Annotated in this window: 14 protein-coding genes; 7 read left to right on the forward strand and 7 right to left on the reverse strand. The window is 42.3% G+C overall.

Features of this window, described 5'->3' with window-relative positions; translation table 11 throughout:
- The first annotated feature begins 119 nt into the window (after positions 1-119).
- Complete coding sequence (locus E3K36_16365; protein MCF6156768.1) at positions 120-677, forward strand: 2-oxoacid:ferredoxin oxidoreductase subunit gamma; 558 nt, start codon at positions 120-122, stop codon at positions 675-677.
- 54 nt (positions 678-731) lie between these two features.
- Here E3K36_16365 and E3K36_16370 read toward each other — a convergent pair whose 3' ends face one another.
- Together E3K36_16370 and E3K36_16375 are read right to left on the reverse strand one after the other, a co-directional pair.
- Positions 732-1202, reverse strand: a complete 471-nt coding sequence (locus E3K36_16370) for a hypothetical protein (GenBank protein MCF6156769.1) — start codon at positions 1200-1202, stop codon at positions 732-734.
- A 59-nt stretch (positions 1203-1261) separates the two neighbouring features.
- Positions 1262-1867: a hypothetical protein gene (locus tag E3K36_16375; protein MCF6156770.1), complete on the reverse strand. Its 606-nt coding sequence runs from the start codon at positions 1865-1867 to the stop codon at positions 1262-1264.
- A 370-nt stretch (positions 1868-2237) separates the two neighbouring features.
- Here E3K36_16375 and E3K36_16380 point away from each other — a divergent pair, with 370 nt between their 5' ends.
- From E3K36_16380 to ispD, 4 genes are all read left to right on the forward strand, one after another.
- Positions 2238-3011 carry a LysM peptidoglycan-binding domain-containing protein gene (locus E3K36_16380; GenBank protein ID MCF6156771.1) on the forward strand — a complete coding sequence of 258 codons (774 nt, stop codon included), beginning with the start codon at positions 2238-2240 and terminating at the stop codon, positions 3009-3011.
- Between the two features lie 81 nt (positions 3012-3092).
- The gene (locus E3K36_16385; protein ID MCF6156772.1) at positions 3093-3311 is read left to right on the forward strand and encodes a zinc ribbon domain-containing protein; all 219 of its coding nucleotides are present in this window, start codon (positions 3093-3095) and stop codon (positions 3309-3311) included.
- Between the two features lie 119 nt (positions 3312-3430).
- Complete coding sequence (locus tag E3K36_16390; GenBank protein ID MCF6156773.1) at positions 3431-3907, forward strand: HIT domain-containing protein; 477 nt, start codon at positions 3431-3433, stop codon at positions 3905-3907.
- 45 nt (positions 3908-3952) lie between these two features.
- The gene (ispD, locus tag E3K36_16395) at positions 3953-4633 is read left to right on the forward strand and encodes a 2-C-methyl-D-erythritol 4-phosphate cytidylyltransferase (GenBank protein MCF6156774.1); all 681 of its coding nucleotides are present in this window, start codon (positions 3953-3955) and stop codon (positions 4631-4633) included.
- A 228-nt stretch (positions 4634-4861) separates the two neighbouring features.
- Here ispD and E3K36_16400 read toward each other — a convergent pair whose 3' ends face one another.
- Positions 4862-5191: a PEGA domain-containing protein gene (locus tag E3K36_16400; GenBank protein ID MCF6156775.1), complete on the reverse strand. Its 330-nt coding sequence runs from the start codon at positions 5189-5191 to the stop codon at positions 4862-4864.
- 390 nt (positions 5192-5581) lie between these two features.
- Between E3K36_16400 and E3K36_16405 the strand changes: the two genes are divergently transcribed.
- Entirely contained in the window at positions 5582-5830 is a 249-nt protein-coding gene (locus E3K36_16405; GenBank protein MCF6156776.1) for a hypothetical protein, read from the forward strand.
- A 265-nt stretch (positions 5831-6095) separates the two neighbouring features.
- Here the strand turns inward: E3K36_16405 and E3K36_16410 are convergent, their stop codons facing one another.
- The 3 genes from E3K36_16410 to E3K36_16420 form a co-directional block, all read right to left on the reverse strand.
- Complete coding sequence (locus E3K36_16410) at positions 6096-6335, reverse strand: hypothetical protein (protein MCF6156777.1); 240 nt, start codon at positions 6333-6335, stop codon at positions 6096-6098.
- A gap of 151 nt (positions 6336-6486) precedes the next feature.
- The gene (locus E3K36_16415) at positions 6487-7362 is read right to left on the reverse strand and encodes a multidrug ABC transporter permease (protein ID MCF6156778.1); all 876 of its coding nucleotides are present in this window, start codon (positions 7360-7362) and stop codon (positions 6487-6489) included.
- The gene (locus E3K36_16420; protein MCF6156779.1) at positions 7268-8080 is read right to left on the reverse strand and encodes an ATP-binding cassette domain-containing protein; all 813 of its coding nucleotides are present in this window, start codon (positions 8078-8080) and stop codon (positions 7268-7270) included. The genes E3K36_16415 and E3K36_16420 overlap by 95 nt, the downstream gene beginning before the upstream one ends.
- A gap of 394 nt (positions 8081-8474) precedes the next feature.
- Between E3K36_16420 and E3K36_16425 the strand changes: the two genes are divergently transcribed.
- A complete protein-coding gene (locus E3K36_16425; GenBank protein MCF6156780.1) occupies positions 8475-8684 on the forward strand; it encodes a c-type cytochrome in 210 nt (69 codons plus the stop codon).
- Positions 8685-8975: 291 nt separating this feature from the next.
- Here E3K36_16425 and E3K36_16430 read toward each other — a convergent pair whose 3' ends face one another.
- On the reverse strand, positions 8976-9983 hold the full coding sequence (locus E3K36_16430) for a diguanylate cyclase (GenBank protein MCF6156781.1): 1008 nt from the start codon (positions 9981-9983) through the stop codon (positions 8976-8978).
- Between the last annotated feature and the right edge of the window lie 644 nt (positions 9984-10627).

Here is a 10627-nt window from a genome sequence, read left to right on the forward strand (position 1 = left end):
CTCAAATTGACACGTATGGACTCGATGGAAATAAAATACTGTAGTATAAAGGATTTGTCTGATAAAACGATTTGTTATGTGTATAGGTCCGTGTTTGTTTGTGGCTAATTAGTCCAATTATGACGGAAAAGATAATTTTGGCTGGTTTTGGTGGACAGGGGATGATGCTGCTGGGTAAATTACTTGCACAAACGGCCATGACTAATGGTAAATATGTAACGTATTTCCCCTCATACGGTACGGAAGTTAGAGGTGGGACTGCTGTTTATCATCTGATCGTTTCAAACGAAGAAATCTTTTCTCCCCTTATCGAAGAGGCTGACACCCTTATTGTTATGAACCAGCCTTCCTATCAAAAATATAAAGGGATGTTGAAGCCCGATGGATTACTTATCGTGAATACCTCCATGATTAAATTAGGCAATTCCCCCGACGCAAAAATCTATAAAGTACCAGCAACAGAGATTGCCAGCAAGTTGGGAAATGTACTGGTCTCAAATATCGTGATGCTTGGTGCCTATCTGGCAATTAAAAAGTTATTTTCTGTTAATCATATTTTAGATCAGTTACAGACGATGCTAAAAGGGAAAAAGGGGAATCTGTTTGCCATCAACAAACAGGCCCTTGAAGACGGTATGCAGGTGATAGAATCCACTTATCATCAATCCGTATCGTAAATGGCCAATTCCAAAAATATCTTTTTTGCTGAAAAAGTAAATATTTTGAAAGGGTTAATCCTTGACTTGATCAAAATACCACTTCTTTGTCAACATATCATAAGAAATCAGACAGGTGAGGTCATTACTGGTAATTACACAATATCGCTTCTTTATCACACCCTGAATGGTCTGGTCTAACCATTCGTTTACAACCTCTTTTACACGAAAAAGCCTGCCGTGGAGCTTAAAGCTATAGGGTATCACATGGTTAATTGTCAGATCGTTGATGGGTACCCATATCGAGGACATTACGAGATGAACGATAGTAAATACAGATGAAAAACACCAAAGGACAATGCAAGCAATAGAAAAACATATCGAAATGATAACAAGGTATTGCCCTTGAAATAAACCGACCAATTGAATCGTACTGTCGGCATATAAACCCAGTGCAAAGACAATCTCCCAGTATCCTACGGTAAAGGTAAGAGACTCACTATTGCAAACACATTTTCTGATGGTCAGAATGATCAAGGATGGTATCCACCCGAGTCCGAAAGACCAAAAAAAGCAGAGAAATTCCTTTTAAAAAGGGGAGAAAATCAATAAAAGGTCCACCTGCTGTTTGTATATGCTGATGCAACATGACGCCAGTAATTGCCGTTACTGGCTGCTGCCCCGGCATTCATCCAATACGGTGTGAGAGCGGTACTGCAGTCGAATCTATAGAAGAGTAACCTCAGAATAATGAAAACCATAAATATGAAGTACAGACTTGCCCCCACAGACCACAGGGCAAACGAAAACAATTGAATAAATATTCCATATCTTATCGCATGTTCAGCAACAATAATACCCAGCAAAGCTGTAGATTGAGTACCTACAGTAACAAAGAACCATCCACCATGGAGAACGCTCTCAATTTTTCTGTCCTCTGATTTCCTACTTAGAAACAAGATGCTAAGCGAAGAAAGTGAAATACCTGACGAGAGACCTATAGCCACATACCAGAATATATTGGTATAGAGATGAAATATTTTGGAAAAACAGATACCAACGAAGTTGACAGCTCCTACAATGGTGAAGAAATACAGGGTTTTTTCCGGATTGAATAGCTCATCTAAAGTATCTTGATAAAATAAAGCTATCCGTGTGGTCTTAAAAGCAACCACAGAAAAGAATATGACCAAACTTGCTATAAAAAGTATGGCGCTATTCCTTCATATCCATACCATTGGGAAACGGATGCAATCATGATAGTGGCCATGACTGTGGAAAACCAGCGGGTATCTAATGAATAAGTTGCTATCTTTAATAAACTCATGTCTTTTCCCTTAGCGAAACAATCATTTAAAATTCCTTGCTTCTCCTCCGGATACCATTGTGAAACCTGTGGAATTCCAATGGAGAAATAAAAATTTATGATATCAAAAAGAATCTACATACCAGTAAAAAAACCATAAACCCTTGCAAAACCTATGTAACAAGTAAAAGTTCACTAATATCACTTGAATTTGCCTATAAGCACTGATAAAATTCATTCGTTACAGTACATACTCATACATAAATCGTGCAGAAATGAAAAAACATTATTTTCTAAACTTTGTTGTTGTGTGTGCAGCGTTTTTATTGCCTTTCATCGGAGGCTGTGCCTCACAGCCCAAAAAGTCAAAGATACCGGCACCTCTGGAGAGCGAAATGAGATCCATCGAAGATCAAAAGCCCTTGGTTTCTTATCAACCTCCTATTTCAGGCGAAAAGACGGCCTATGTAGTTAAAAAAGGGGATACTTTGTGGCGTATTTCAAAAAACTACGGAGTATCTGTCGATACAATTCTCCGGACCAATCATATCGCCAATACAAAAGATTTGAAAGTGGGACAGAAGCTTATCATCCCCGTTGCTGGAAAATCTTATACATCGTTTGCATCGCAAGCAAGTTATGCACCAGCAACAAGCAATGTTGCTGGTAGTGTATCGTCCCGCGGTTTTATTTGGCCTGTAAAAGGACAAATCGTGTCGCAATTCGGCGAAACGAGGAATGGAGTTAAAAATTCTGGTATCTGTATATTGCTACAACCTGGCCAAGATGTTGTGGCCGCTAAAAAGGGTATTGTTGAGGCCGTTACCGAAGCGGATGATGGCATGCGTGCCATCGTGATTAAACACGATGGAGGAGTCCGTACCATGTACGGATGCTGTTGTAATCCGGTTGTGAGGGAAGGCAGTTATGTGGAGCAGGGGCAACCTATAGCGAATACTAATCCGGTGGGTGCTGGTAGATCACAGGAGATCAATTTTAAGATTTATGTAAAAGATAAGCCTGTTAATCCCATGACTTACTTGCCATAAAAATAAGGCTGAAGAATCTCGTTTTCTGGAATCTGAGACAAAATAGAAATCCTTAAATATCAAGTTGTGGAGTAATTTACTATGCCAATTTATGACTTCCAGTGTAATCAGTGCAATACAAAATTTGACGAGTATTTCAGGAGTGCATCGGAGCGGAAAAAGCTGTTTTGTCCGTCCTGCCAGAGCGATAATGTTCAAAAGATATTTTCGGTATTTGGGATGTCTGTGGGAGGTAGTAGCGACAGTAGTTCTGGTAGTTGTGGGAGTTGCACCGCCTCTACCTGTGCAGGATGCGGATAGTACTTTATTCCCTAAACCTTGAGTTTGTTATTTTTGCAAGTTGCCGATTATTTGTTTGCATCTTTGTTGCGTTAAGATTTTAACCCTTTTTGACCCCGGTTTCTCCGGGGTATTCAATTATGAAAAATCTTTGGGCACCATGGCGTATCGCGTATATTCAAGAACAACCGAAAGAAAACGGTTGTTTTCTCTGTGACTCTTTTCAGGGTAATCAGGACGAAAAACATCTCATTGTTTATCGGGGCAAAGAGTGTTTCTGTATCCTAAACAAATATCCATATAACAATGGCCATCTCATGATTGTGCCGAACAAGCACAAGCCGGATATTTCTGACCTCACCGATCAGGAAATGCTGGAAATTATGAAGCTGACACGAGACATGAAAGAGCTTCTTATGGCCATAATGAAACCCGAGGGTTTTAATCTTGGCATCAATTTAGGAAGGTCTGCCGGAGCGGGACTTGTTGGTCATTTCCACCTCCATATTGTGCCAAGATGGAATGGAGATACAAACTTTATGCCTATCATTTCAGACGTGAAGGTTATTCCACAGTCTCTGGAAGACCTTTATAGAGAATTTAAAAAACGTTTGTAATGCCTTAACCACGAAGTGGCACAAAGGGATACGAATGAATACAAAATGAAAGTATCAGTTGTTTTAGCTGGAGCGGGTCTTGGGTTACGTATGGGTGGATCTGTAAAAAAACCCTTCCTGCAGATTCATGGCAAACCCATATTTCTCCACACCATTGAACGTTTTTCTCAAAGTGACATGATCAGCGAAATCATCCTTGTTGTTGGTGAGGCTGAGATGGAATCTCTTCATGAACAATGGCAGGATGTTCTGGATACCTGTAAGGTAAAAAAAATTGTTGTTGGGGGCAAAAGACGCCAGGATAGTGTTTATAATGGGCTTTGCCAGACAGAAGCTGATGTCGAAATCGTATTGATTCATGATATTGTCAGACCACTCGTGAGAAGAGATCTTATCGAAGCGGTTATAAACAAGGTAAGAGAATCCCACGCAGCTATCCTTGCTGCACCCATGAAGGCCACGGTGAAAGAGATAGGGGATGATTTGTGTATCCAGCGGACCGTTCCAAGGAACAATCTCTGGATGGCCCAGACACCACAAGGATTCAAAAGAGAACTCATCCTAAAAGTCTTCAATCAATTTAAAAACGTGAAAAGAGAATTTACAGACGATGCGGAAATGGTGGAAAAGGCAGGCTATCCAGTGTATATTGTACCCGGTACAGACGAAAACATTAAAATTACCACGCCTGAGGATATGCGTATTGCCGAGGCATTACTTAAATAAGTGAAGTTGCAAGCTACTGTGGGGAAAAGTTTGCGTTGGGTTGAGGCACGAAAACCTGCAAACTTAAGGCAGTTCTTCACGCAAGACCTGAATTTTGAATTGTAATTATAGGGAGAAGAACCTCTTCGCCCTGCTAACGTAATCAATTAGCGAATCATGGGAGCAATAATACGAGCAGTAATTTGGTAAAACACGTGATAACCGTGTTTGCATTCAGGAGGAAATAAATTAGTCGGGATTGGGTTTTGCAACCATTACAATCATCTCGATATATTTTTTTTCATTCTTTAGTAAACTTACACTATTAGTTTGAGTTTGATAACCTTCTTTTTCATATTTGATCGTATAAGTTCCTACATCTAAAGAAACATAATAATTGCCACTACCTGATGTTTCTTCGCAATAAACTTTATAATCGTCTTTACTGGATATCTTAACCTTAGGCAAACCTTTACCATAAGTATCGTACACATACCCATAAATATCACCCGCAATCGTTATTTTTGTTACACCGCACACAAACAAACTTAAAACCATTAACACAGTCAATTTCCTCATGGATTGTTCTCCTTTTATAAAATTGTCTCTTACGCCCAAACTATAAGACTATGGTTCTTAATTATCGATAGAAATGTTTTTGATGTAAAGCTATCAAAGGAAGGTAAACCAAATAAGCTTTGTCTTATCAAGACCTTGCTTTGCCTGTTTAAATACGCAGATATTCAATAACTCTCTTTGGTGTGTCTTGCTGTCTTCTTCGTCTTAATTGTTGCTTTAAAGGTTGGAATTTTTGATATCTTGGCAGTTATATACATATTATCAGCGTAATCGGCTTTCAAGTCAACATAAATCCAATTTAAATTGTATCCAAAACAGAAAAACACATCACGATTAGTAACAGCAGGCAATAATTAAATTTTGTGGGTCATTAATACGACAAAGAACGGTATGCGGATAACTGAGGTTGGATGTGCTAAGTTTCAGGAAGAATGGGGAAAATTAGGTAAGTTATTTTCTGGAAATAAATTATTCGATGAAGGGATGCAAGGGGTGAGAAAGAGGGTGAATCCAATGCTGAGCATCGCTTGGCTTTATAGGGTGCCAGGTTGGAGAAGCGGTACCGCTCAAGGCACAGATAATGGTTTCAGCTCTTCATCAAGTCAGAAAAACGAACAAGTGCTTCGAGAAGATCTATGAAATATGTTTACCGTTTCCCGAGTACTCTTTTCTCCCGATCATCTTCTGCTTCGGTCCGGATGTGTCTTTAAAGGTTCTTGCGGCAATCGGCGATCCGGCGAGGAATTCGTCCTTAAAGCGCATGGGATTTTCAAGGAGAAAGATTTGATCCCATGAGGCCTTGTCAAGAAAATCAAGGAGTTACGGTACTTACTGTAGCCTTTTTTCGTTGGACTGTGCTAGATTTGACTAAAGTCCTGTAGCTTTTCATAAGCAACCTACTGCGTTAGTAAAATGAACGAGTCTGATATGGGTATACCTTTCTTGTCATCCGTGTATCTATGTGGCCCATAAGATCTGCACGGGTATCGATCATGAAGCAGAGCAGTGCCTCAATCGTAGAACACGAAGTCCTCAATTTCCGTCTTCTTACCACTTCCATAGCCTCCCTTAATGCTTTATGAGCTGGTTTGGCTATCGGGATTATAAGGTGTTCCCCGTTCTTTGCCTCAGACTCCGCATCCAAATTGCCTTTAGATTGTTATCAGAATATTTTTTATATATCAGAATTTCACAAGATCTCCATCTTCTGCACTCAAGTACTACGGATAATGAAGCAAATTCAATAAAATTTATGACAGGATTTTTCTGTAGCGTTGACGACTATTGACTGAATTTCAACGGATTAGCGTTGGGTAAAGCCGCGCCGCAATTGAAGTCATAATTATGAAGATAATTACCATAACACCAAAGTCAAAGCTAAAGCCATAAACACTCTGGCCGCCCTCTATCATCAGCCCGCGGAGGGTGTCAACGAGGTAAGTGAGCGGGTTTACCCTTGCAAACGCTTGCAGCCACGCCGGCATCAGCGCCAAAGGGTAGATGGCGTTACTTGCAAAGAATAGCGGCATGGTCAGTACCTGTCCGATCCCCATGAAACGTTCTCTTGTCTTGACGATGCAAGCGATAATCAGCGAGAATGTTGAAAAAACGGCGGAGCCGAGTATGACGGCAACGAGTACGCCGAAAACCGCTTTGGGCGTGATGCGAACTTCAATGCGTATCAGGAAAGCAAGGATGTAAATAATCATCGCTTGCACCACTCCGCGGAATCCGGCGGCGAGCGCCTTACCCAGGACCAGAGAGCTCCGGTGTGCTGGACTGACCAAAAGTTTATGGATGATCCCCAGGTCGCGTTCCCAAATCACGGCTATTCCATAAAAAATGGCACTGAAAAGAACGCTTTGGGCAAGAATGCCGGGACACAGGAAGGCAAGATAACTGATATTACCCGTTGGAATTCCTCTTACCCGGCTGAAGACCTGCCCAAAGATAACCAGCCAAAGAATCGGTTGAACTGCCCTGGAGAATAATTCTGCCGGGTCGCGGATAAGCTTTTTAAATTCCACTTCGGCAATGGCCAGGCTCTGACCGAAAAAATCGAGGAGAGAAAACGAACTATCCCAATCGGTTGGCCGTACTACGCGTTCTTCGAACTTCACGATAATCGCCTCCTTCTGAAATTGAACCTCCGCTATAATAGGCAAAAACATCGTCAAGGGTAGCAGTAGTACCGACCGTAGCTTTTAATTCAGCAGGTTTTCCAAGGGTGACGATCTTTCCCTGATGAAGAATCGCCAGTTCATCGCAAAGTTGCTCGGCTTCCTCCATATCGTGCGTCGAGATAAGAATTGTAATATTGTATTCCTCTCGTAGGTCCCACAACCGGTCCCAAACTGTCCGTCGAGCAACGGGGTCAAGTCCAATGGTCGGCTCATCGAGAAATAATACTGCGGGACGATGAAGCATCGCCTGGGCAAGTTCGAGTCTCCGGATCATGCCTCCGGAATAAGTTTTTACCAATTTCTGAGCCCAATTTTGAAGACCCATGAATCGTAATGCATCCTCTATCCTATCTGTCCTTTCAGACCTGGGTATCCGATAGAGTTTTGCAGAAAGCATCAAATTTTCTCGCCCTGTTAGCGCTCCATCCGCAGAGACCATCTGGGGGACATATCCAATGTTTTTTCGTACCCTTTCCGATTGCTTTTGTATATCGAAACCGGCGACTATGGCGCTTCCGGTGGTCGGCTCAAGAAGCGTGGTCAACATTTTAATGGTCGTGGTCTTGCCCGCACCATTGGGACCCAGAAGACCGAAAATCTGTCCTTGACGGATCGACAGGCTTAGTTTATCAACGGCAGTGCGTTCTCCAAAGTTTCTTGTGAGGTTAAATGTTTGAATTGAAAACCGGGATGCTTCGCTTCCCATAAGCTTGTCCCTTACTTAGATTCTTTATAGATCAGTTCTTTGAAATTATATCAATAAGACCGTTTAAAAGTCTCCCTAATTATTTAAAAAGATAATATTCCATAATAAAATCATCAACGCAAAATCCTGTTACAATACGTTTAAGCGCAAAAATAATTTCTTTAAGGAGGGGTAAAGTGAGCCTGCATGATGAGATGCCTTGTATCTAACGGGTGTTGAAGCAGTCGTTACAACAAATTTTCCAACATCAAAATCCCTGTTGGGACGCCATGATTATAAAATTTTCAAAAAGAATAAACAGTATGACAATTTAGGTTTTCTCAAGGCCCTGATTCCGATGAAAAAGAGGCATCGGGCAAATTATCCCGGCATGGAGGCGGGGCGAGCTATATAAATGTCGGATTTCCTACCGGAGAGGCTTTATGCTTGCCATCGTTGTACCGACGGCGCTGGTTGTTTCACGGTTATGCTATGCGGAGGTCATCCGGAAAACGGTAAAAAGATATTCAATAAATACTGCGTGAAGTGCCATAGGGAGGATGGGAAAAGGCTCCAGGTACGGGAGCAACCTCGATCAAAAACATGTGAGGGACTTAAAGACTGACAGGCTTTTTTCCCTGGATAAGGAGCATTTCATAATAATAAATTATGGGGCGTCCTGGCGCGAGATGTCTAACTGGCAATGAGGAAACAAAAGATGTCGCGGGGTCATGTCCGCACACTGAAATATGCCCCTGATTTGAAAAAGGGGAAAGATTGTTTAAGGAAATGTGCGCTTTATGCCATGCCGCTGATGGCGCTGTTAAAAAGATCTGGAAGTCACCCAATCTTGACAGCTCATTACTGGGACTGTGCGAGATGGCGCGCACGGGTTGCTACGGCGCCCACGGAACGCTTATATACCCAAGGAAAAGCCTCCTCCGTCTCCTGCTTTCTTTTTCTCAAAGATCCTAACCTGGTTCCTGCCTTCTTTCTTTGCCTCATAGAGAGACCTGTCTGCTTCGACAATCAGTTCAGACTGGGATTCATTTCTTCTGGGAACAGTTGAGGCGACCCCAAGGCTTATGGTTACATAGTTCAGAACCTTAGAATTCCTGTGAGGAATTCCAAGAACTGCCACATTCATACGCATGGCCTCTGCAATTGAAACGGCTCCTTTTAAATTGGTTTCCGGCAGGACAACGGCGAACTCTTCTCCCCCGTACCTGGCGACCATGTCAGCGGGTCGTTTCAATGTCTCTTTCAGCGCCGATGCAACTCTTCTGAGACAATCATCGCCTGCCAGATGACCGTAAGTGTCGTTATATGCTTTGAAATAATCTACATCAGCGAAGATCAGCGAAAGTGAAAAACCGTCCCTGACAGCTCTAAGCCATTCATGTTCAATAATTTTATCAAAATAGCGCCGGTTGGCTATCCCGGTGAGTCCGTCTGTCATTGAAATGCGTTCCAATGCCTTATTGGCCGTTTCAAGCTCTCTTGTCATTTCTTCCAGTTCCTTTTCACGGGCCTTTCTCTGATCCATTTCATCCTTAAGCTTCCTGATAGAGTTGACCCTTGCCAGCAGTTCCACCTCTTTTACCGGTTTTGTAATGTAATCAACGGCACCAGCGCAGAACGCCCAGTGAATCTTTTCTTCATCGGAATATGCTGAGACCATGACAATTGGTATATCCTTAAGGTGCGCTTCTTCTTTGATCTTGAAACAGGCTTCGATTCCGTTTATTTTCGGCATACAAATATCCATGAGAATCAGATCAATGTCGGTATGCTGGCTGTCTAAAATGCCGAAGGCCTCATTGGCAGAGCTGGCGATCAGGATGTTTTTGTACCCAGCTTTTCTTAATATCCTCTCAGTAAGTGTGAGTTCATCCTGGGAGTCATCAACGATAAGGATACCCATGTCAGTCCTTTCAGTTGAAATAGGCTATTGTATAAATATACGTTTTTAAGGGACAATGTCGCAATCAAAATATGTTTAATATGCTGGGAGTTGTATGAGAGATTGTTATCGCCACCCATGAGAATCATAATTTCCCTCCCCATCCAGCGGAGCAGGTAGCCGCGGCGTAGCTGGCTCCACAGGGCGCGGACAAGCATGCCTCTTGTGTGTGCCCGTTCACGTTCTACTCAGTGTAAATTCCCAGTTGCAATGAGTCAAAGAAAAAATATGCTTGCGAAGCGAAATGAAGCAACGGAATTTCGGCTACCGTCTTCTTCAGCAGCCGCACCACACAGGTGTCTGACCATCAGTTCTGCGTCTCTCTCGCGGTCGATGGCCAGCGAATTCACCGATTCCTGTCAAGGTAAAGAAACTCGGCAAATATCTCTTCGTATTTTCGGTGCATCGGATACGAATCAAGCGAGTGCGCTGACTTTACTCGGCACGGCGTGTGGCCCGTTGGACTCACGTCTGCGCTGACAGACTGGGTCAAATGAAAAAATTTGTCTATATACAGTATTTATTGATGAAACGAGGCTCAAATACGGTATAATTTCCTACGAATCAAATATCTTCAATAGAACCAAAATAGAACCAAGGAGGTA

Source organism: Candidatus Brocadia sp. (assembly GCA_021646415.1).
Taxonomy (GTDB): domain Bacteria; phylum Planctomycetota; class Brocadiia; order Brocadiales; family Brocadiaceae; genus Brocadia.